The organism is Candidatus Krumholzibacteriia bacterium (assembly GCA_029865265.1).
In the GTDB taxonomy this organism is placed as follows: domain Bacteria; phylum Krumholzibacteriota; class Krumholzibacteriia; order WVZY01; family JAKEHA01; genus JAKEHA01.
This window is the reverse complement of record JAOUHG010000020.1, coordinates 38,592-61,283: the sequence shown is the minus strand read 5'-3', so window position 1 is coordinate 61,283 and position 22,692 is coordinate 38,592. Positions and strand designations below refer to the sequence as shown.

18 protein-coding genes are annotated in these 22,692 nt (G+C 63.6%); 3 read left to right on the top strand and 15 right to left on the bottom strand.

The features are described 5' to 3' along the window. The 3 genes from OEX18_10200 to OEX18_10190 all read left to right on the top strand — a co-directional run. Positions 1-1,359: hypothetical protein (locus OEX18_10200; GenBank protein ID MDH4337630.1), on the top strand; the 1,359-nt coding region annotated here is incomplete at its 5' end. Positions 1,360-2,494: 1,135 nt separating this feature from the next. Next, on the top strand, positions 2,495-2,809 hold the full coding sequence (locus OEX18_10195; GenBank protein ID MDH4337629.1) for a hypothetical protein: 315 nt from the start codon (positions 2,495-2,497) through the stop codon (positions 2,807-2,809). Then, positions 2,809-5,844, top strand: a complete 3,036-nt coding sequence (locus OEX18_10190) for a sigma 54-interacting transcriptional regulator (GenBank protein MDH4337628.1) — start codon at positions 2,809-2,811, stop codon at positions 5,842-5,844. Before OEX18_10195 ends, OEX18_10190 begins: the two co-directional genes overlap by 1 nt. Positions 5,845-5,847: 3 nt before the next feature. On the opposite strand, the gene OEX18_10185 is transcribed toward OEX18_10190, so the two are convergent. From OEX18_10185 to aroF, 15 genes are all read right to left on the bottom strand, one after another. Then, positions 5,848-7,188, bottom strand: coding sequence for an aminotransferase class I/II-fold pyridoxal phosphate-dependent enzyme (locus tag OEX18_10185; GenBank protein MDH4337627.1), 1,341 nt, complete (start codon positions 7,186-7,188; stop codon positions 5,848-5,850). A 3-nt stretch (positions 7,189-7,191) separates the two neighbouring features. After that, a complete protein-coding gene (locus OEX18_10180; protein ID MDH4337626.1) occupies positions 7,192-8,598 on the bottom strand; it encodes a lysine 2,3-aminomutase in 1,407 nt (468 codons plus the stop codon). A gap of 247 nt (positions 8,599-8,845) precedes the next feature. Continuing rightward, positions 8,846-9,637 (bottom strand): ABC transporter permease, encoded by a 792-nt coding sequence (locus tag OEX18_10175; GenBank protein MDH4337625.1) that lies wholly within the window; start codon positions 9,635-9,637, stop codon positions 8,846-8,848. Beyond that, positions 9,621-10,352, bottom strand: a complete 732-nt coding sequence (locus OEX18_10170; GenBank protein MDH4337624.1) for an ABC transporter ATP-binding protein — start codon at positions 10,350-10,352, stop codon at positions 9,621-9,623. The genes OEX18_10175 and OEX18_10170 overlap by 17 nt, the downstream gene beginning before the upstream one ends. Then, positions 10,349-11,647 (bottom strand): nitrous oxide reductase family maturation protein NosD, encoded by a 1,299-nt coding sequence (locus OEX18_10165; protein MDH4337623.1) that lies wholly within the window; start codon positions 11,645-11,647, stop codon positions 10,349-10,351. The genes OEX18_10170 and OEX18_10165 overlap by 4 nt, the downstream gene beginning before the upstream one ends. 22 nt (positions 11,648-11,669) lie before the next feature. Further along, positions 11,670-12,764, bottom strand: coding sequence for a nitrous oxide reductase accessory protein NosL (locus OEX18_10160; protein ID MDH4337622.1), 1,095 nt, complete (start codon positions 12,762-12,764; stop codon positions 11,670-11,672). Positions 12,765-12,840: 76 nt separating this feature from the next. Beyond that, positions 12,841-14,796, bottom strand: coding sequence for a Sec-dependent nitrous-oxide reductase (gene nosZ, locus OEX18_10155; GenBank protein MDH4337621.1), 1,956 nt, complete (start codon positions 14,794-14,796; stop codon positions 12,841-12,843). Between the two features lie 73 nt (positions 14,797-14,869). Next, complete coding sequence (locus tag OEX18_10150; GenBank protein MDH4337620.1) at positions 14,870-15,415, bottom strand: c-type cytochrome; 546 nt, start codon at positions 15,413-15,415, stop codon at positions 14,870-14,872. Then, positions 15,412-15,903 carry an Rrf2 family transcriptional regulator gene (locus OEX18_10145; GenBank protein ID MDH4337619.1) on the bottom strand — a complete coding sequence of 164 codons (492 nt, stop codon included), beginning with the start codon at positions 15,901-15,903 and terminating at the stop codon, positions 15,412-15,414. The genes OEX18_10150 and OEX18_10145 overlap by 4 nt, the downstream gene beginning before the upstream one ends. Before the next feature lie 165 nt (positions 15,904-16,068). Beyond that, positions 16,069-16,566, bottom strand: a complete 498-nt coding sequence (aroQ, locus tag OEX18_10140) for a type II 3-dehydroquinate dehydratase (protein MDH4337618.1) — start codon at positions 16,564-16,566, stop codon at positions 16,069-16,071. 21 nt (positions 16,567-16,587) lie between these two features. Then, positions 16,588-18,246 carry a 3-dehydroquinate synthase gene (aroB, locus tag OEX18_10135; GenBank protein MDH4337617.1) on the bottom strand — a complete coding sequence of 553 codons (1,659 nt, stop codon included), beginning with the start codon at positions 18,244-18,246 and terminating at the stop codon, positions 16,588-16,590. Beyond that, entirely contained in the window at positions 18,243-19,385 is a 1,143-nt protein-coding gene (gene aroC, locus OEX18_10130; protein ID MDH4337616.1) for a chorismate synthase, read from the bottom strand. Before aroC ends, aroB begins: the two co-directional genes overlap by 4 nt. Next, a complete protein-coding gene (gene aroE, locus OEX18_10125) occupies positions 19,385-20,290 on the bottom strand; it encodes a shikimate dehydrogenase (protein ID MDH4337615.1) in 906 nt (301 codons plus the stop codon). The genes aroC and aroE overlap by 1 nt, the downstream gene beginning before the upstream one ends. A 16-nt stretch (positions 20,291-20,306) precedes the next feature. Beyond that, positions 20,307-21,584, bottom strand: a complete 1,278-nt coding sequence (gene aroA, locus OEX18_10120; GenBank protein MDH4337614.1) for a 3-phosphoshikimate 1-carboxyvinyltransferase — start codon at positions 21,582-21,584, stop codon at positions 20,307-20,309. A 40-nt stretch (positions 21,585-21,624) separates the two neighbouring features. Next, the gene (gene aroF, locus OEX18_10115; protein MDH4337613.1) at positions 21,625-22,650 is read right to left on the bottom strand and encodes a 3-deoxy-7-phosphoheptulonate synthase; all 1,026 of its coding nucleotides are present in this window, start codon (positions 22,648-22,650) and stop codon (positions 21,625-21,627) included. Positions 22,651-22,692 lie beyond the last annotated feature (42 nt).

Here is a 22,692-nt window from a genome sequence, read left to right as displayed (position 1 = left end):
GCGCTCAAGAATGCACCAAAGACCAGCAAGGCGCTGGTGGCTCGACTCCAAGTCGAGCACATGCTCGCCCTGTACAACATGAGTCTGCACAAGGTCGGCCTGAAGGTTGCCGCCCGGGTGCAACGTAACGCCCACCGCCTGACGCCGCGTGAACAATGCAAGCTCGCCGTGTACCAGGCGTTGCTCCAGCCAGGGTTAGCGACTCCCGCGGCCGGTCGATACTTGAACAGGGCGCACGACATTGCGGCAGATTGTCTCTTCATCGATGAGTTGGCAATGATCCAGATACTTCGGGTGATTGCCGAGGTCGATTCTGGTCGGCCGGAACAGGCACTTCGGATCGCAGCGACTACGATGCGATCGGTTGCCCGAGAGCGCTTGCTTCTCAGGCAGTACCAGCTGTACGCACAAGCGGCGTCTGCATATTGCGAGGTTGGGGATCACGCACGGGCCATCAAGTATCGTGAGAAGGGGTTGTGGGTGGCTCAGTACCTTGGGCAAAAGGCTTTGCTGGCAAGCTCGTGGTGGCGCGTGGCCTATTATTCAGAGCGTTACGGTGCGTTTGGAAACGCAGTGCGATACTACAACCGCGCGATGCCTCTATTGCGCGAGACGTCACGGAAGTCCGATTTTGTGCAGGCGAGCGCCCTTCAGCATGACTTGCATGAACTGATTGGGAGTCGTAGGGCTCGCGTGTTGGGCGTTGGTGCTGTGGCGGCACTCAAGCAAACATCCGATATAGGAGAACAGGGCTCGCTGACCTTGGGCAGTGGCGATCAGTTGCTACGGTTGGGTCGTTGGCGAGAAGCGTACGATGTCTATTCTTATGCGCGCCGCAAGTGTTTGCAAGGCGGGCGTCGCGACGATGCAATGCGTGCTGCATCTGGCGAGGCCAGGGCACTTCTGCTTATGGGAGAAGTTGAAGCGTGTGGAAGGCTGCTCAAGAGTGTTCGAAAGACCTACCGTGAGTTTGAAAACGTAGAAGCAAGAGCAAAGCATAGTCTCGCGGAGTTGACTTATTCCCTCCATCAGCGAAGCCCGCGGGCAGAGGTGTTGCGATTGCTTGCCGCGTGTGATGATCTCGTCGGTCGCTTGCCAATGTCAACACGCCTTGACATGCTGCCCGTGATGTTTCGCGGTTATGCTCGTTGTGGACGCTTGGAGGATGCCGGACGCATTCTAGAGTCTTATGAAGATGACATCCGTAGCATCATCGCAAATTTGGAGCAAGAGGGGTTGGCACGACGGTTTCTTGGCCGAATCGGGTACTCAGTGTTTGTCCGTGAGGCGGGGTTGATAGAAAGACAGAGTGCCCGCATCGGTTCTGTCGATGCGGGCACTCTGCAGCCCAGCCGATGATAGGCGGCGGTTAGCCGCTTATGCCGTCGGTGTTGGCGAAGCTAGCCCCGTCGGAGGTGGGCAGAGTGCTGTCGGGAGAGCTCGGTCCCGTGACCGATTCGCAGCCAAGTGCAGCAAAGAGCAGAGCTGTGCAAGCAAGCAAGGTGATGAGTTTCGTCTTTAGATTCTTGCGGGACATTCTGTCCACCTCCTCCGAGACCATTTGTCAGGCACTGGGGACTAAGGCAATCGGGGTGCCGTGGGCAGGTAACTTGGCATCGTGGGTCAACGTCGAGGCCGGACCACGCGAGGAGTGATTCGTAACTGTAGTTGTGATAGTGAATTAGGCGCTCTCGGTCCCGTGAACCAACTTGGTCTCTTCCCTCGTTTTTTCTCACTGACGCGCCGGCGCCGATGCCGGCAAGGCGAGATCCCGCAGGTCCAGGTTGGTTTTTGGGTCCCGGGAAGCCTGCCTCGATGTCGTAACCATATTCTCAACAACGAATTAGTCGAATCGGTGGCTTAGGGCGGCCGTGCTGTAGGAAAGACGGCGACATTCCCACGGGTGCGGCGCGCGCTGTCCCCTAATTTCCGATCGCGGACTCAGGTGTGCTGTGGTTCACGATAGGGTCCCGGTGATCGCTCCCAATCGTGTCTGCCGGTTCCTTAAGAGCCTTGTTCCCAAAATCACAATCGTTCGGTGGCTTGAAAGGATCCCGAGATCGGACTAGTGTCGATATGTCGACACCAGCTTCCGGGCTTGGGTTCGAACGCAGTGAATGGCATCTCAACCCGTTACGGCGAACTTGAGGTGCTGGCCGTGTCGAACAATTGACACCGGGACCTGGTTCGACGGGCTCCACGAGGAGCCCCGCTGATGGGATGTGCGGTCGGGAGTCGTGTGCAGACCGCCGCTCGCAGGGTGAGACCAGATTTGACGGCAACACCTGAATGGCGGTAAACTATTGTTTACCTGTCGCTAAGGGCGAGCGAGGGCAAACTCAGGGAAGAGCCGGGAAGTAGTCCCGGTGGGAATGCTCGATGGCATGAGGAAGGCCGAAGCCATGAAGGCTCGCTTTACCCCGAAATATCTGCACGCGTTTTCTCCCGTGGGAAGATGGAATCTCCACACAATTCCCCCACGAGGTGTCGAGCAATGAAGAAGAGTCTGTGGACGCGTTTTGCGACGCTATTTGGCGCAACAGTCTTGGTAGTTTTGCTTATTGCGCCGCCCATCGCCACCGCCGGACATCTGGATGGCACCGGAGGCTTCAGATACACGATCGAAGGCGAGGGCGGTAGCAATACCGCCAATGGACATGACGAAGCCAGTAGCGAAGCACGGCAAGCGACCAGCAATCAACAAGTCGTACCAAGGGAGACGCTTAAGGGGCTTTGGGACTCCGGTGTTTCTGTATCGATTTCGTTTGGACGGTTCTTTTTGGCGGCAATGGGCTACATACACAACTGATGAGCCACGACCTAGAGATTCGCCTGGCGCAGTCAGAGGACGCGTTTCTGTATTTGGCAGAGATGCCGCTGCTATACGTCTCCGCTCGGCTTCTTGACAAGACAGCCGCCAGAGTAGCGAGAGCCTGTCGCGATCTTCCGGCGAGCGTGCGTGACCGCGCCGAGCTCGGCCTGGTCTATGCTCGTCGCGTGCATTCGCCAGACTCGCCGGAAGTTATGCTGCAAAGAGTCTCAGCGATCGAACAGAGACACAGCGACGATCCGGTGATTCAGCGAGAAGCGCGTTTGGTTGAGGCGGTAATTCTGTTAGTTCGCTGCGGGGAACACGCTCGTGGTGTTTCAATGCTAGAGAATGCGTTTGATGCATCGGGCTCCGCTGCAAACGGCGCTTTGAGTGCTCTGGCACAACGTTGGATGGGGCTTGCGTACGCAGTTATTGGGCGTCATGAAGACGCCGAATGTGCCTATCAGGATGCATTGTCTGGTCTTCGTCGGTTCGGTATGGATTTGTCGTACGCAGCAACGCTCAATGACTACGCCGTATTGCGCCGTAAGTTTGGTCATCATCTGCAAGCACGGGATCTTCTGCAGGATGCCATTCGACGGTTTGATACGCTGGGCGTAGAGCGAAACAAACAGCTTGCGATCGTGAATCTGGGGATCGTTGCTGAACATTTGGGTGACTGGGACTCAGCAGAAAGGCACTACAGGCGCGCCATAAGCTTGCTCAGTGCAGATGATGAGGGGCAGCGAGTAACACAGAGCACGCCAATGCGGGACGCGTGCCTTGCGAACCTTGAACACCTCCAGATTTTGAGACGCCGCTTCGCTGGCGTAGAGGAATGTTTGAGCTCTATCCTTGGTGGTCAAGTTGTAGATAGGCTGCCTAGCCGGGTGCGCGCGATTGTAAGTGAGTACTTGGGCGAGTACCACATGGAGCAGGGCAATTACGACTTGGCCTTGCTACAGTTTGACGAGGCGGAGAAGGTCTGTCAGCCCACCTTGGCAGGAAGTGACGTCGTGACCGAGATAAGCCGTAGAAGGGCCGACCTATTCGTTCGAATGGGCAGGCCGGAAACGGCGATTGAGATCGCACTTGGGAACGTGCGACTTTGCAAGAGACTTTGCGATCGCCATGAACTAGGCGCAACTGAGAGGGTCCTTGGCGAAGCGTACACGACTGTCGGAAGTTTCGAGAAGGCAAGAGCGGCCCTGCGGGCATCGAGTCGCCTTCTGGGAGTGACCCACGATTGCTACGAGCTGATGAGAACTTATATTGCGCAGGCGAAATGCGATGTCGCTTCGTGCGCGACAGGAATGGCCGAGCTTGCCCTCCTGGAAGCTCGGCAACTCGCGAAGCGGCTTGAGCTCGACTACTACCAGGCGCTTATTGCGATCGCGCTCATTGATACATTGGGGCCGCAGGAGCGCTTCGATGAGGCCAATACGTGGCTGGTGGAGGCTACGGCGCTGCGCGACAACTTGGAGGGTATCGACCGCGATCGCGTAGAGGCGGAACTGAAGCGAGCGGCTGGCGAGTTGCAGGTCGCGATGACGCGCGCCAGCGTTCGCTCGGCCGAAGTCCTCAAAACGATCTGTCGCGTCTACGAGGACGCGCGCTTCCCGTTCGAGGACCTCAAGCCTGACCTGGCGTACCAGGTGGCCCAGAGCGTCGGGGCCGAGAGCCTGTTTGTGATCGGCCGCTGTGGCGGCGGCTACCGGGTGCCGCTCACCTACAACATCGCCGCCAACGAGGCCAAGGAGATCGTCCGGCAGATGGACCGCGGTCCCCGCAAGAACACCTTGCTGGGAGTCACCGGCGAGCCCAAGGTTCTGCAGACCCCGAAGGGAAAGACGCTCGTGGCCGTCCCCTGTCGCCATGAAGAGACCGACCGGCGCGACCCGACCAGCTACATTTTGTGCACACGGTTCGAAGAGCTCGTCACCGTCACGCCCCGCCAACTGGAACTCCTCGGCGCCAGTGCGGAAGCGCTGGCGCGGCTCATCGAGGACGAAGAGGAGCGGAGCGGAAAGCCCGTTGGCGAGAACGACGAGGCGACCATCCGTGTCCGTCACCCGCGCGGGTCCTTCAAGGACATCCAGACCATCGATCCAGACATGATCAAGGTGATCCGCATGGCCGAACGGGCCGCCACGTCGGTCGCTCCCATCCTTCTGGAAGGGGAGACCGGCGTCGGCAAGGAACTCTTCGCCCGCGCCATCCATGGTGCAAGCCATCGTAAGGATGGGGCGTTTGTTGCGGTCAACGCGGGGGGATTGTCCGTCCACCTGGTCGAGAGCGAGCTGTTTGGCCATGTGAAGGGCTCGTTCACGGGCGCAAACGGCGACCGCGTGGGTCTCATCGAAACCGCCCGCGGTGGCACGCTGTTCCTCGACGAAATCGGCGAGATGAGCGAGGAACTCCAGGTGAAACTGTTGCGCCTGCTCGAGAACGGAGAGTTCCGGCGACTCGGTGAATCCGCGGTCCGGCAGGCGGACGTGCGCGTTATCTCGGCGACCAATCGAGACCTGAAGAAGGAGGTCGAGCGCGGGACGTTCCGGCGCGATCTCTTCTACCGCGTCAGCCCCATCCGTCTCACCATTCCACCGCTGCGCCTGCGCACGCGCGACATTCAACTCCTCGTGCGCCACTTCCTGCGCGACTGCGCGGCATTGAATGGCATCGCCGACCGCTACATCGAAATCGACGTCAAGGCCATGGAGGGGCTGGAGCTGTACGACTGGCCCGGAAACGTGAGGGAGCTCTACAACGAGATCCTGCGCGTGGTGTCGCTGATCGGGCGCGGCGATCTGGTGAAGTTTGCGATGCTCTCAGATAACATCAAAGAGTACCTGAAGAGCAAGAACCGCGGGGATGGTCTCCTGGACCGCAGTGTGGAGCAGTATGAGCGCCGTTTGATCCTGAACGCACTCGATAAGAACGACTGGAACCGCATGCGAACAGCCGACTCAGTAGGCGTTCCGCGGACAACGCTTCTCGCCAAACTCAAGCGACTCAACGTCGCGACGAAGTAGCCCCTACCCCTTCAGCCAATCACACAGCAGTTCAATGGCCCGCACCGTGCGGTCGCAGTGCGTGCGCAGGAACTCCTCTGTGACCGGCGTGTCCTTGGGCACGGTCGCCAGCGCGGTGTGGGCCTTGGCCCCGTCAAAGTCCACGTAGGCAATCCGCGCCGTGAGTTCCGTGGCCGGCCGGCCGAACTCGCTTCCCGGGAGCATGGCCACGCCGGTTTCGTCGAGCAGCTTCTCGCATAGCGCCCGGCTGGTACGGATACCCCGTGCGGCGAGCTTGTCGGTGAGCGGCGCGAAATCCGGAAACAGGTAGAAGGCGCCGGTGGGATTCTGCAGGAGCGCGCCGGCATCCCGCAGCATGGTGGTTGACCACGTACCCAGCGCGCCGAGGATGCGCCGCGAGATCCACAGGTATTCCTCCAGGCGCGTGCCGCCGCGGAATGCCCGCACGGCGGCGCACTGAATGGGTGTGGAGGTGGACGTGTACGTCTCGCTCGCCACCGCGGCCATCGCCTCCAACAACCAGCCCATGTTCTCGGGGAAGGTAAACGTGCCCAGGCGCCAGCCCCCCGCGCCGCACCACTTGGACAGTCCGCTGGAGATGATGGTTCCCTCCGGGTAGAAACGTGCTATGGACACGTGGCTTCCCTGGAAATCCAACTCGCCGTAGATCTCATCCGACAGCAGGACCACGCGGTACTCGCGCGCCACCCTGGCCAGCGCTTCAAGTTCTTCCACGGTGTACGAGCAACCGGTGGGATTGCTGGGGTAGTTGAGCACCACGATGCGCGGCTTGTCAGGGTCGTCGCGGCACACGTTCTCCAGATCCGCCGGTGTGAGGCGCCAGCCGTTCTCGCGCAAGGTGTGCACCCACTGAATCTGCCGGCCCACGATGCGTGCCTGCGGCGCATAGGACACCCAGGCGGGGCTGGGAATGACGATGTCGCCGTAATAGACGAGCTGGAGGATGAACATCAGCTCCTTGGAACCAGGGCCGATGATGACGTCATCCGGGGTTCGCGGAACGCCCTGCGAGCGGAGGTAGTAGTCCGCAACGGCCTCGCGCAGCGCGGGCAGACCGCGCACGGGGAGGTAGTCCTTCTGGTGGGCGTTGGCCTGGAGTTCCTCGATGACGGGGCGTGGCACGGGGAAGGGCGACTGACCCAGCCCCAGACGGAACACCTCGCGGTGTTGGGCCCGCAACTCCGCGCAACGCTCCTGGATGGCAAGCGTGGCCGACGGCATCATGCCGCGCACGTTCAGGTTGAGATTGATGTCGGGCGCGTACTCGGGCGTATCATGAGCGCCGCCGTTTCGGTCTCCGCGCCGGCGTCTGGGTATTGCCATCGACTATTCCCACTCCACGTTTCCGAAGAGTACCAGCGAGCGCCTTTCGTCCGTCGCTTCACCCCACGCGGGTTGCCGGTGGCGGCGCTTCATCTCGCTCATCGTCTTCGTAAAGAAGAACTCGGACTCTCCGAATGCAGGTTCAAGATCGGTCAGCCACGTGGCCTTTGGATCGAACTTAGCAAAAAATGGCCGATTCACCCAAGCGGGATCCCGGGCCTGCAGGAACTTGAGCACGAACACCTTCTCGCCGTTCACGGTGGCCACCCCGTCCACCAGCACCTTGCCCGGGGTTGCCGACATGGAGGGCCCCCGAACCGTCCGGGCCAGGCCGGACACCCGCGTGTAAGCGTCGGTAAAGATGCCGAGGGCCCGGGCCAGGGGCACTTCGAAGTAGTTCTTGGGGCCGGTGTCGCGCTCCACGAACATGTAGTACGGAACCGCCCCCAGGGCTACCTGGATGCGCCACATGTCCGACCACGCCACCGCGTTGTCGTTGACACGCTTGATCAGCGGTGCCTGGCAGCGGATCACGGCGCCGGTGGAGAGAATGCGCCGAACGGCCGCCTGCGCCACCGCGGTCTCCAACTCCCGCGGGTGGCTGTAGTGCGCCATGACGGCAACGTGCCGCCCGGCCTTGACGATATCCTCGAACAGCCTCAGCAGGTCATCGGCGTCGGGGTCAGTGAGGAACCGGTACGGCCAGTACGCGGTGGCCTTGGTGCCAAAGCGGAGGCTCACCAGGTGGCCGAACTCCGGATCCAGCAGCGGCTCCACGTAGCGCCGGATGACGGCGGTCTTCATGATCATGGGATCGCCGCCGGTAAAGAGCAGACTCTGCACCTCGGTGTGATCCCTGAGGTATGCGGCCAGCGCCTCTGCTTCACGGGCGGCGAACTTGAGGTCGTCTATGCCCACAAACTGCGCCCAGCGGAAGCAGTACGTGCAGTACGCGTGGCAGGTCTGTCCCTGGCTGGGAAAAGCCAGCACCGTCTCGCGGTACTTGTGCTGCAATCCGGGTACGGGCTTGCCGTGCAGCAGGGGAACATTGAGCTCCATCTGTCCCGCGGGATGCGGGTTGAGGCTCATCTGAATCTCACGCGCCGCCTTCTTGATCTTCTCTTCGGGAGCGCCGCCCTTGAGCAGATCGACCATGCGGTTGAGATCCGGGGTTTCCAGCATGCCCTCCTGCGGGAAGGTGAGCTGGAACATGGGGTCGTCGGGCACGTGGGTCCAGTCGATCAACTCGTCCAGGACGTATTCGTTCACCCGGAAGGGAAGCACGGTGGCGACCGCCTTCATGCGCAGGCGGTGGTCGGCGTCGAGCAAGCGAAGCTGTGGAATCCGGTCGATATCGCGCTGAGTGAACGCCCGATACTTCCGCGGGGCGATCCGGGTCTTGCGAATCATCCGGGTCTCCTTTCGCCTATTCGCCGTCGAACGGCGGTGCGTGATCAATGGGCGCCATGTGCTTTACGCGGCGCTGGAACTGCCTGCGAACCCGTGGATCCGGACCGGTGACGCTGGCGCTGAGTCTAATGGTCCGGCGAGTAGATGCTTGATGATGGTGGGCTTGAACCCCGGCGCCCGGGCGAGCCCCGAGCACCTCTATAATAGTGAATCAGGCTGGGTTGGGCAACCCAAACCGGGGCGGTGATCAGAAGTCCCGGCGGCGGAATGTACGCAGCCCGAGCAGCACCGGGACCGCTGCATACGTCACCATGGCGACCGCAGCGAGCAGGGTTCCGCTCTGCGCGCCGAATGCGTTTCTGAATACGGCGCCGGTGTAGCCCATGAGTGCGGAGATGTCGAGCTTGAGGAGTATCAGCACGCGCCCCAGGTCGATGGGATTGAGGAAGACAAGCCCCAGCAGCCCGGGTTCATACGGGTAGTCGCGCGCCACGTGGACGAACAGCAGAATGACGCCGTCCCACACAACCGCAAGCACGAACCACGCAACCAGCACGGCGCCGAAACCCTTGATGCGGTCTTCGAAGCGGGTGGCGGCATAGAACGCGAGCGATGAGAAGATGAACACGAAGCTGCACCCGACAGCCATCAAGGTGGCGATCTTGCCTGCGTAGGCGCGGAGCCCGAAGGAATGGATCAGGAAGGGCAACCCGACCCCCACGATGAACGCAAGGCACAGCGCCCCGGAGAACCCAACCAGCTTTCCCAGGTAGATGCTGGTGCGGTTGACGGGCTGCGCGAGCAGGAGTTCATTGAACTCCCGGGAGTTGTAGAAGTAGATGGTGCCGAGCACCAGGCACAGGAGCGGCACCACGACGAGCACGACGTTCATGAGACTCATGACGGTCTTGCCGGGATCGCCGCCAAAGCGGAACAACACCTCGGTGATCAAGAACAGCATGGCCGCAATCGCGGCCAGCCACTTGCTGCGGGCCATGTTGTGCAGCTCGTACTTGAGTATCTTACCCGCGTGTCCCATGGTTCTCCTCCCGCGCCTTCTCCATGAGCCGGACCAGCGCGCGATCCAGCCGTGTCTCCGCCGTCGCCTCCTTGATCTGGGACATGCTGCCGTCAAAGAAGGGCCGTCCGTCCAGGATGTAGACGATGTGGTCGGCCAGTTCCTCCACCTCGTTGACCAGGTGCGATGACAGCAGGATCGTCCTGCCGGCTGCCTGCTCCTTGCGAACCTTGTCCTTGAGTATGGTGGTAGCCACCGGGTCCAGGCCCACGGTGGGCTCGTCGAGAATCAGAATACGCGGGCTGAACAGGAACGCGAGCGCGGCCACGATCTTCTGGCGCGTCCCGCCGGACAGCGTGCCCAGGCGCTTCTTTGCGATGGTCCCCAGCTCGAAGCGTGCGAACAGTTCGATGTCGACATCGGTGGCGTCGTCGCGCAGGTCGCGGATCATGGAGAACAGCTCGTCCACAGTGAGGTTCTCGGGGAAGCGCGCAATCTGCGGCATGTAGCCGACCCTGGCGCGGTAGTGCCAGCGCCCGGCGATGGCTTCGTCGTCCACCAGGATGCGGCCCCGATCGGGGTTGACCAGGCCCAGGATGCACTTGATGAGCGTCGACTTGCCGGATGCGTTCGGCCCCAGAACCGCGGTCACGCTGCCGGGCTGAATGTCCAGAGAGACGTCATCCAGCACGGTCAGCTCGTCGAACGACTTGAACAGGTGCTGAATCCGGATCATCGGCTGTCCCGGCGCACCGCCGTGGTCTGCACGGGCGCGCCCGGCGACATGAGCGGGCGCGAATCGACCAGCGTTTCGGGTGTGAACACCGGCATCACGCGCTCGGCGGTATCGATGAGGGAGACGAAGAGGCTCTTCAGCAGAACCACACCCGGCGGCGCCTTCTCCACCAGCAGCGCGAACAGCCGCACGGGGTGATGGGGCACGTCGCCCACGCCGTCCTTGTCGAGGTCGTAGCCGCGATACTCGCTCCAGTAGTTGCCGTCGAAGGTATTGAAGCTCTGGCGGCTGTTGGTGACCACGTCGAAGGCGTTGTCCATGAAGCGATTGCCGGTGAAAACATTGTCCATGGAATTGGCCATGATGCGGATGGCGTATCCGTTGGCATTGAAATCGTTGTCTTCCACGTGCAGATGGCCGGACCCTTCCGCGTAGAGACCCACCGTGTTGCCCCGGAACTGGTTGTGCGCAATGGTGCTGCGGTTGATGTCCTTCAGCAGCAGGCCATACGCGTTGGTGCCCCAGTTGTCCTCGAACGTATTGCCGCGCATGACCACGTCGTTGGTATACATGACCGCCACACCGGCGCCGTTGGCCACGAAGTGATTGTCGAAGTAGTCGTCGTGATGGGAGAACATGAAGTGGAGCCCGTAGCGCTGATTGCGCGTGCTCATGTTGCGGGCCACCACGCTGTTCTCCACGAACTCAAAGTAGATGCCGTCGCGGTGCCCGGAAATCCGGTTGTCTTCGATGCGGGCGTGCTTGGTGTACCAGAGGTGGATGCCGTTGCCGTTGTCGGTTTCGCGGGTCTCCGGCCCCTCGAGTGTATTGGCGCGGATGACCACGCTGTCGCAGTGCTCCACGTAGATGCCGAAGAAGGCGCGCTCCAGCCGGTTGTTCTCCACCCGCGCGTGCTTGACCTGGCGCAGGCGGATGGCGGCCCGGTCCTCGGTGAAGGAACTGCCCACATTGCGCAGGGTGAAGCCGCGAATGGTGACGCCCGGAGCCGTCACGGTGATGATGGCGCCCTGGCCGGCCGCATCGATCACCGCGGTCCCGCCGCCATCGAGCACGATGGACTTGTCGATGATGAGACCAAATTCGTTGTACAGCCCCGGCGCCACCAGAATGGTATCGCCGGCCCCGGCGAGCGCGAGGGCGGAGGCGATGCTGGTGCAGGGTTCGTCGTGGCCGACACGGACGGTCGAGGCGCGCGTGGGAGAGATGGCGCCGGCCAGCGCCGATGCCACGGCGAGGGGAATCAGAGTATGTCGGATGATCGCGGCGGCGGCCATGACGTGCTTTCCAGCGGCGCCGCTATTCCCGGCGCCGGTTCCGGGCGTACTCCTGAACCGCCTCCCAGTCCAGAAGTTCGCCGGGCTTGACGTGCTGTACGTGCTCCGCGTCCTCGCGGTTGGAGAAGGCGGTGATATTGGCGCCCATCGGGCTGGGCATGCCTTCGGAGACCAGGTAGGTGGCGGTCGACGCCTCGCGCAACTCGCCCTTGAACTCATAGGTCACCACGTAGTGGGCGTGCACACTGGCCCCGGCCAACTCCTCCCCCTCCATTTGCGATTCCACCATGCACTCGATGGAGTCGAACTTGTAAGTGCGCCCCTTGCTGGTCACCAGGGCGGCGCCGTAGCGGTCGTTGCTGATGGTCATATCGCAGTACTCGCAGGCATCGGTGTTGAACGCGATCGCCTTCGGTTCGCGCGAGCAGCCGGCCGCGGCCAGAAGCGCAAAGAAACCGGCGGAAATGATGGCGGCCTGCCGGGGATGCGCGCCGGAACGCGCCCGCGCAGAAGTCCGCTCGCGGCGAAAACGGATCAGGAACTCATACCCCGCGGCCAGCACGGCCAGCATCACGCCGGCCATGGCCAGCGCGCCGCCGACTCCCGGCCACGCGGTGGTGTGAAAGTTGAGGAGCTGTTTGGTTCCGAACATGGGTGGCTGGTACGACATCCCTTCTATCTTGATGGCGGCGTCGGGATTGAGATTGTGCCCGTAGTTGTACTCCCACTTGTAGAAATCATATAGGCCCAGGCCGGAAAGTGCAATTGCCACCACTACCCACGTCAGCAAGAACCAGCGGCGGCGGAGTACCGCAACAGCAAGAGCCAGAACCGAGAGCCCGATGGCGAAATACTGCATGAATCGCAGCTCCGGAATCTCTCCTGGTTCGATGGCCGCCATGCCGATGTAGTGGTTGAGACCATTGATATTCTGGAGGTCGTGTGGCGCGGCCCCGTCGATCTTGTTGATGTAGATGTGTATGCCGAGGCCCTGCGGGTACTGGGGGGCCTTGAGATGGATCACCCACAGCGGCGCGATGAACACGCCCAGCAGCAGCACCCCGGTGGCAATCATGGCAACCGTGGATAGCCGGGACATTCTGCTGCGCTGTTTCATCTCGTCCTCTTCCTGTTGCCGCCCCTCCGGCACCGGGAGGATGGCTCCTCCCGGTGCGCGGAGATGGCGCCCTGAACTACTTGTTGGAAGACAGCTGAACGTTGGAGCCGCGCGGGGATACCCGCACGTAGCCCGACATCTCCTGGTGGAGCGCCGAGCAGAAGTCCGTGCAGTAGAAGGGGAACACCCCTTCGCGGTCCGGCTTCCAGGTGATGGTGCGCGTCTGGCCCGGCATGACCAGCAGTTCCGCGTTCTGGTTGCCGATGATGGCGAACCCGTGCGGAACGTCCCAGTCCTGCTCGAGGTTGGTCACGTGGAAGTATACCGTGTCGCCCACCTTGACGCCCTCGATGTTGTCGGGCATGAAGTGGGTGCGGATGGTCGACATGTATACGTGCACGTCGCTGCCCTTGCGCTCCAGGCGCGCCTCGGCCTCGCTCTTGATGGCGGCCGGGTGCTTGTTGGCGGACAGATCGAAGTACTTCTTGGAGTTCTTCATCACAATGTCCGCCGGGATCGCCTGCGCGTAGTGCGGTTCCCCGATCGTGGGGAAGTCGAGCAGCATGTTCATTTTGCCGCTCTCGATATCAATGAGCTGCGCGGACTGGGTGAGTTCCGGACCGGTGGGGAGATAGCGGTCCTTGGTCACCTTGTTGAGCGCGACCACATACTTGCCCCATGGCTTCATGGTGTCGCCGCCGGGGACCATCAGGTGGCCGATGGAGTAGTAAACCGGGATGCGATCCACGACTTCCCACGTGCCGACGTTCCACTTGACGATCTCAGAGGAGATAAACGACGAGGTGTAGGCAAACCCCTTACCGTCGAATTCGGTGTGCAGCGGTCCCAGACCTGGGTTCTGCACCTCGCCAGCCATGACCGCGTTGTAGTCCAGCACCGGAATGCCGTCCACCTCGCCCACGAAGGCCTTGTCCTCGATGGCCTTGAGCATCTTGGTGAAGGAGTGCACCGGGATCACCGTGGCGAGCTTGCCGCCGGCCGCGATGTACTCGCCGGTGGGGTCAACATCCACGCCGTGCGGGGACTTGGGTGTCGGGAGGTAGTAGACCAGCCCCGGGCAGTCGGCCGGGCTCAGAACCTTCACCGTGTTGATGACTTCGCTCACGGTCGTCTGCGTCTCATGGTTCATATAGTTGTGGTAATACTTGGTGGGCCAATCCTTGGCCTTGCCCTGCGCCACGTACTCTTCCGCCTTCTTCCAGTTGACCGCGGCAATGTAGTCCTTGTCGTACTGGGAGGCGTTGACCTCGAGCAGCGTGTTGGCCTGTTCGGTGTTGTAGGTGGTGAAGAACGACCATCCGTGCGACGGACCCTTGCCGGCGTGCGCGAGGTCGTAGTTGTAGCCGGGAACGAGGATCTGGAAGGCGATGCTCATCCTGCCGTCCGGCGCAACCTTGACGAACGAGATGGTGCCCTTGAAGTTCTCCGCGTAGGTCGAAATGGCCACATCCTTCTGCGGGATGGGAAGGCTGAAGCGTGTGGACGACACCGCATACTCGGTGTTCATGGTAATGAACGGAGATGCGTGGTTGCCGCCGGCATTCGGGATTTCGATGATCTCATCGGTCTCGAAGGTGCTCAGGTCGAGGCGCGCAATGCGCGGCGTGTTGTTGCCGTTGATGAAGAGCCAGCGCCCGTCCGCGATACCATTGGTCTGGGAGAGCTTGGGGTGGTGCGCGTCGTCCCAGGGGATGAACCCGTAGGAGGTGTTCAGCATGGGCTTGGTTTCTTCGCTGTAGCCCCATGCGTTCTCCGCGTTCTGGGAGAACACGGGAACCACGCGCAGCAGGCGTCCCGAGGGCAGGCCATACACACCCACCTGGCCGCTGAACCCGCCCGACATGAATGCGTAGAAATCGTCATAGGTGCCAGGTGCGACATAGACCTTGTCGGCGCCGGAACCCATGACCGTACTGGTTGGTTTCTGCGCGCAGTACACGCTGAGTGCGGCCACAACTGCCACGACTCCCACGAGCACCGACCATTTGCGCATGCGCAAGTCCACTTTCATTTCCGAACCTCCTTCAGAGCGTCACACTGCCGTCAACGCGATCCGCCCGCAGCGGCCGCGAACCAAACAAGAATCAATAGGTTCCAGGAGGACCCTTCCGGGTCTCCTCGGTGGGCGCTTCGGCGGCCGGCTCTCCTGACGCGTCGTCCGGAAGATCCTTGTCGTGTTCCCGGAAGTAGACCAGGATCGACTCCGCCTCGCGCAAGGTCATGTTCTGATTGGCCATCGGTGTCAGGTAGGTCGCCAGCAGTTCCATGGCCACGGGATCCTGCTTCAACATCAGTTCCGGCTTGAGGATCATGTTGAGGATCCACTCCGGCTGCCGGCGTTTGGTTATGCCGCTGAGCGCCGGGCCGATGTAGCGTTCTTCGATCTTGTGACAGGCGGAGCAGCGCGTCTTGAACAGCTCCGCGCCCTCCGTGGCGCGCGAGACGTCGAGCGACGCCACGTCTACCGAGGTAACCGGGCCGACGCCGCGGCTGGGGCTTGCCCCCGCCACCAGTTCGCCCGACACGGCGACCGGGCCTTCCGTCGACCACGAAGAGTTGTTTCTGGCTTTTTCGCATGCGGCGACGCCCAGTACGAGCGTCGCGATAGTCACCAGCAGATACCTGCTCACTGCGGCCTCCTCGAACTTGTGGGTTGAGTCGAAACCTCGTCGGTCAGGTGCGGCAGCGCGTCCTCCATGGATGGCAACTGCGCCAGTGCGTCGGAAACCACCAGTTCGGCGACCGACGTGTTCCTCAACAGGGACAGATACGCGGTTCTCACCGCGCCCCACCGCTCGTGGAGTGGGCAGGGAGAATCGCCGTTGCAGTCCCTCCCGCCGAACGCGCAATCGTTCCAGCGGGCGACGTCCTCGATGGACTCTACCACGTCGTGGAGAGAAATTTTATCGGGACTCTTGGCCAGGCGAAAACCACCGCCGAGTCCTTTCTGGGACTCGACGAGACCGCGCCGTGAGAGTTGAAGCAGAAGCTTGCCGAGGTAGTTGCGCGGTGCACCCGTGGTGTCCGCGACGGCGGACGTGCCGCAGTAGGCACCCGGGGGCAGGCTGGCGAGAACGACGACGGCTCGGATGGCATGCACACATGAACGGCTTAACATTTTCGAACCTCCTGGTCCGGCTTGCTAATACGCATATCAGGATACTTATGTCTCAATATATTGACAAGTGGAATGTTTCACAAGGCACACGAATCCAACTAACTGTTTTAATTACAAATGAATAAAAAGACGAAAAGCCAGCAGGTATCGGCCGGAATCGGGGTCTCAGGACCGCTTGCGACGGGTCCGGGTGGTCTTGCGGGTCCGCGGTGAGGACGCCTTGCGGCGACCCGATGCGCCCAGGCGGATGGCCGCGTCGAGGCCCAGCACGTAGCTGTCCGCGCCGAAACCACTGACGATGCCGCGGCTCACCGCCGCGGTAACCGACTGTTCGCGCAGGGCACCGCGCGCGTGGATGTTGGTGAGGTGAACTTCGATCACCGGCGTGTTGATGGAGCGAATGGCATCGGCGATGGCCAGGCTGGTGTGCGCGTAGGCGCCGGGGTTGATGACGATGGCGGCGTAGGTGCCCACGGCGGCCTGGATGCGGTCGATGATGTCGCCCTCGTGATTGGACTGGAACGAATCCACCTCGGCGCCTTTTTCGCGTCCGTGGCGCACGAGCATGGAATCAATCTGCGCCAGCGTGTCGGTGCCGTAGATGGCGGGCTCGCGTGAGCCGAGCAGGTTCAGGTTGGGTCCGTGAATGACGAGGATCTTCATTGTTGGATTCCTTTCCGGTGGTCAGTCCGTGGTTGCGGCGAGTATCTCGTCGGGGGTCACATCGCTCACAAAGCGCACGTCGCCCGGTGCCACCGGCAGCACAAACGTGAGGCTGCCGGCGCGCCGCTTCTTGTCCAGTCCCATGGCGGCGATGAGCGCGTCGCGGTCCATGTCCGGCATCGCGAGGGGAAGACCGCAGGCCTTGAACATGGCGCGTGTGCCGGCCAGGAAGTCGCGGGTGGCAGCGCCGCGGCGCATGGACACGCGAATGGCCGCCAGGATTCCCAGTGCCACCGCCTCACCGTGCAGCACGCTTCCAAAACCGGCCACCGCCTCGACGGCGTGGCCGAGCGTGTGGCCCAGGTTGAGCACGCGACGCGGTCCGTGCTCATACGGGTCGTTCTCCACGATGGCCACCTTCACCGCCGCGCATTCCGCCACGCACGTCTCCAGCAGCTCGGGCTGCTGCATGGCTTCCTGTGTGGTGAGCGTGCGGGTGAGCGTGTCGAACAATGCAGGCGAGCCGATGATGGCGGTCTTGATCACCTCCGCCATGCCGCTCGCCACCTGGCGCGGGGGAAGCGTGCCGATGGTGTCGATGTCCGCCATTACCAGCAACGGCTGGTGCACCGCACCGATCAGGTTCTTGGCGCGGGGGTGGTTGACACCCACCTTGCCGCCGATGCTGGAGTCCACCTGCGCGAGCAGCGTGGTGGGCACCTGCACCAGCGGCATGCCGCGCATGAAGGTGGCCGCGGCGAAACCCGCCACGTCCCCGGTGACGCCGCCGCCCAGCGCCACCACCACGCCGTCGCGTGTGGCGCCCGCGTCGACCAGCTCGTAGAGCAGCCGCTCGGTCTGGTCGAGGGTCTTGGCCTCCTCGCTGTCGTCCACCTCGATGAAGCGGTTGCGCACGGCCGCCTTGTCCAGTGCCGCGCGGGTTCGCTGGCCGTGAAAACCGGCCACGCGCCGCGATGCGAGCACGTAGGCGGTGCCGGTGACGCCCAGCTCGCCGATCCAGCCGCCGATCGTATCGATAACGCCACGGCCCACCACGATGCGGCACAGGCGCCCCTCGCCGGGCCTCAGTGCGTGACCGGGAACGGGGCGCACGTCGGCGCGCAGGTGGAGAAGGCGATGGGGATGGTGGAGGCGTTCGCCGATCTCAAAGGCCACCTCGGCCGGTGAGCGTTCGGTGGTGTCGATCTGCCAGGCCACGCGCCCGTAGACGGGCCCGCGTTCCTCGATGAGCTGCGCGACGCGCTCGCGCAGTGTCGCGCCGCGGGTGTCGGTGGGCAGCAGGGGGCGCGTGCTGCCCTCGGTTCGCGCGACGATGGCGTCCACCGACGCGCGCAGCAGAACCATCTGCCCCAGGCTGGCAAGCCGCCGCGCGTTCTCCTCGCGCAACAGGATACCGCCGCCGGTGGCCACCACCGCGCCACCGCGCGTGTTGATGGACGCGCACGCTTCAGACTCCAGTTCGCGGAAACGCGCCTCGCCGTCGCGCGAGAAGATCTCGGCGACGCTCATCCCCGTTTCTGATTCCACCATGTCGTCGGTGTCCAGAAAGGGAACCCCCAGTGACGCGGCGAGAATTCGTCCCACCGCCGTCTTGCCGGTGCCCATGAAGCCGCACAGCACCACCACGGGCCGACCGGATGGTTGGGATGGCTTCGTCATCGCTTGAGCCTCTTCGCGTGGGTGGCCAGCACGCGGTCGCGCGCCGCGAGCGTGTCGGCAATGGTGTCGCCGCCGAGCTTGTCGAGTACGGCACCCAGGATCTCCCAGGCCGCCACCGCTTCGGCGATGACGGCGAGCACCGGTATGACGCAGATGTCGGAGCGGACGTACGGACTCTCGCACGCGTCGAGCGTGGCCATATCGAATGTCTGCGCACGGCGCGCCGCGGTGGGGATGGGCTTGGCGTAGAGCCGCGCCACGATGTTCTCGCCGTTGCTCATGCCGCCCTCGATGCCGCCCGCGTGATTGCCGGCACGCTCCACGCGGCCCCGGTGCACGCGCATGGCATCCTGCGCGTCCACGCCGCGTGCGCGGTGCGTGTCGAGACCGTCGCCGATCTCCACCGCCTTCACGCTGTGGATGCTCATGAGCGCGCCAGCGAGGCGGCCGTCGAGCTTGCGGTCCCACTCCGCGTAGCTGCCAATGCCGGGGAACAGACCGGTGGCGATGACTTCCACGCTCCCGCCCAGCGAATTGCCCTCCGCCTTGGCGCGCTGGATCTCCGCCACCATGCGCCGCCCGGTGGCGGCGTCCGCGCAGTAGACCGGCGAACGCCCCGCGCGGCGGCGAATCTCCGCGGCGGTTCGTGTACTTCGCGGCGCCTCGACGCTGCCGATGGAGAGCACGTGGCCGGCCGTCTCGATGCCGAGCTCGCGCAGCACCGCGCCCGCAATGGCGCCCACCGCCACACGCGCCACCGTGCTGCGCGCGCTGGCGCGCTCCGACACGGGGGGGATCTCGTCGAAGCCGTACTTCATCATGCCCGCGAAGTCGGCGTGCCCGGGGCGCGGCACGGTTCCCAGCGCGCCGCCCGTCCTGCCCTTGACCGTGCGCGCGAGGTTGGGAAGATGGATGCCGATGGGAGCACCGGTGGTCTTTCCCTTCCACACGCCGCCCAGCAACGTCACCGCGTCGCGCTCGATCTTCTGGCGGCTGCTGCGCCCGTATGCCTTGCGCCGCCGCGCCAGCTCGTTCTGGATCACGCGTGCGTCCAGACGCACGCCCGCCGGCAGCCCCTCGACGATGGCGAGGAGCGCTTCCCCGTGTGAGTCGCCCGCGGTGAGAAATCGAATGGGCATCAGTGCAGCCCCCGTCCGGTGGGTGGCTCCGCGCGCGAGAACTCCTCCACCGCTTCCACCATTTCCTTCACGTCGAAACCATGGTCGGTCCAGATGCGAAAGCTCTCCGACGCCTGCGCCACCAGCAGCGCGATGCCGCCCAGCGTTCGTGCGCCGGCGCGGCGCGCGGTTTCCAGGAACGGGGTCTGGCGCGGATGATAGACGAAGTCGAAGAAGGTCTGCTCGGGGGAAATCCACGCGGGGTTGTCGATGAGATCGCCCGACGCCATCCCCTCCATCCCCACCGGGGTGGCGTTGATGACGATGTCGGCCCCCATGAACGCATCGCGCCGCGGCACGATGTCGTCCACCCCACCCATGCGCACCACGTCGACGTCCTGTTCCGGAAAGGCAAACTCGAACCGTTCCAGCACCATGGGTCCTTTCTCGGCGGACCGCACCGCAAACGTCACCCGCTCGGCGCCGCGTTCCAGCAGGCCGTAGGCCGCGGCGCGCGCCGAACCACCCATGCCGTAGATGAATGCGCGCGCACCCTCGACGGGCGCGTCGGTGAAGGTCTCCAGCGCAATGGCGGTGCCGGGGGCGTCGGTATTGAAACCCTGGATTTCGTCGTCGAAGAAGAGCACGGTGTTGACCGCGTTGATGATCTCGGCCTCTGATGAAATGGCGTCGATATGGTAGAGGATCTCCTCCTTATAAGGATAGGTGACGTTGAGCCCGGCGATGCCCATCGTCCCCAGCCCCGCCACCGACGCCTGCAGCCGCTCCGGCTTGACGCCGAACGCCACGTACATCGCGTCCAGCCCCAGCGAGTCGAAGGCGCGGTTCATGATGAACGGCGAGAGGCTGTGCGCCGCCGGGTCGCCGATCAGGCCGAAGAGAAGCGTCTTTCCCGCAGAAGCCACGCTGCAACTCCCGTTCTTATGCCGGCCGCACCAGCGACCGCAGATCGTTGTAGAAGCCCGGGTAGGATATCTCCACCGCGTCGACGTCGTCGATCTCGGTGGTCCCGTCCGCCGCGAGCCCCGCGATGGTCATGGCCATCGCCATGCGATGATCCTGAAAGGAACGCACCGCCGCGCCGCGCAGCGGCGTGGGTCCCTCGATGACGATGTCATCCGCCTCCGCCTCGATGCGCGCGCCCATCGCGCGCAAGTTGCTCACGATGGCCTCAATGCGGTCGGACTCCTTGTGCCGCAACTCGCCCGCACCGCGTATGGTGGTGGTGCCCTCCGCCTGGGTGGCGGCCACGGCCAGCACCGGAATCTCGTCAATAATAGATGCCACCGCGGCGGGGTCGTCGATTTCAATTCCGTGCAGATCACCGGCGCTCACGGTGAGGTCGCACGCCGCCTCGCACCCGTCGTGGGTGACCTCCAGCGTGATATCCGCGCCCATCGCGCGCAGGACCGTCAGTATACCCGTGCGCCGCGGGTTGATGCCGGTGAAGGGCAGGTGCAATTGGGAGCCGGGACGGATGGCGGCGGCCACCATGAAGAACGCCGCGGATGAAATATCCCCCGGAATGGTGACGTGGGTTCCCTCCACGCGCGACCCGCCATGGAGGCTGATGCGGTTGCCCTCGCGCGCAACGTCCACCCCCATGGCGGCGAGCATGATCTCGGTGTGGTCGCGGGTGGCGACCGGTTCGATGACGGTGGTCTCCCCCTCGGCGAAGAGACCGGCGATCAGAATCGCCGACTTCACCTGCGCACTCGCCACCGGAAGCGTGTACTCGATGCCGCGCAGGGAACCGCCATCGATGGTTGCCGGCAGGGTGCCGCCGTCGGCCAGCACCACGCTGGCCCCCATGCGCGCCAGCGGCTCGGCGATGCGCCCCATGGGGCGGCGCCGCAGCGACGCGTCGCCGTCGATGCGGCAGCGCGACGCGCGCGCGGCCCCGAAGCCCGCCAGCAGGCGCGCCGTCGTCCCCGAGTTGCCGGCGTCGATGTCGAACTCCGCGTGCAGCGAACTGGGGAGTACGATGGTGCGCCCGTCGGGCATCGATTCCACGAAACAGCCCATTGCGCGCAGGGCCTGCACGGTGGTGAGAACGTCGCGGGAGTCGGAGAGGCCGTCGATCACCTGGCGGCCGCGGGCCGCGGCGCCCAGGATGAGTGCGCGGTGCGAAATAGATTTGTCACCGGGAACCTTGAGAATGCCCTCGAGGCGTGCGGCTTGGTGGACGGTACGCTTCATGGCCGGGGGTGCGTGTTCGCGATGGCGCGACGGGCGATGGTCACTGGGGTTCGTGCAGCGGTCGGCCCGTAACGGCGGCGATGGCGCGAACTCCCTTCATCATCTCCTCGAACATCTCCGGGGTCAGGCTCTGCACGCCGTCGCACCACGCCGTCTCCGGGCAGGGGTGCACCTCGACGATGATGCCGTCGGCGCCCGCCGCCACCGCGGCCAGCGCCAGCGGTGCCACGAACTCGGTGTGACCGGCGGCGTGGCTCGGATCCACGATGATGGGCAAATGGGAGTTGCGCTTGATGACGGGCACCGCGGAGATGTCCAGCGTGTTGCGGGTGGCGTTCTCGAAGGTCCGGATGCCGCGCTCGCACAGGATCACCTGCTGGTTGCCGTTGGAGAGCACGTACTCGGCGGCCATGAGCAGTTCCTCGACCGTGGACATCATGCCGCGCTTGAGCAACACCGGCTTGCGCACCTTGCCCACCGCCTCGAGCAGCGCGTAGTTCTGCATGTTGCGCGCGCCGATCTGCAGGATGTCGGCGTACTCGCTCACCAGCGGAACCAGGTCGGGGGTGATGACTTCGGTGACGATGGGCAGCCCCGTCTCGCGTTTGGCCGCGAGCAGGATCTGCAGTCCCTCTTCGCCGAGTCCCTGGAAGCTGTAGGGTGACGTGCGGGGCTTGAAGGCGCCGCCGCGCAGGATGGACGCGCCGCTGGCGCGCACCGCGCGCGCCGCCGACATCACCTGCTCGCGCCCTTCCACCGCGCAGGGACCCGCCATCACGACGAACTCCTTGCCGCCCACCGACACGCCGTTCACGGTGACCACGGTGTTCTCGGGTTTGAACTCGCGGCTCACCATCTTGTAGGCCTTGGTGATGGGAATCACCTGCTCCACACCCACCGCGCTGGCGAGCAGGCTGAAGTCCGCCCCGTCGCGCGCGTTGGCGATGCCGATGATGGTGCGTTCGGCGCCACGCGTGGGGTGGGGCCGGTATCCCATCGACTCGAGGGTCTTGATGACGCTCGAAATGTCGGACATCGACGCGTCCGACTTCATAACGACGATCATGGAATGGGTCTCCTGAGATGTTGCTGACGCGGGGGGCGGCCA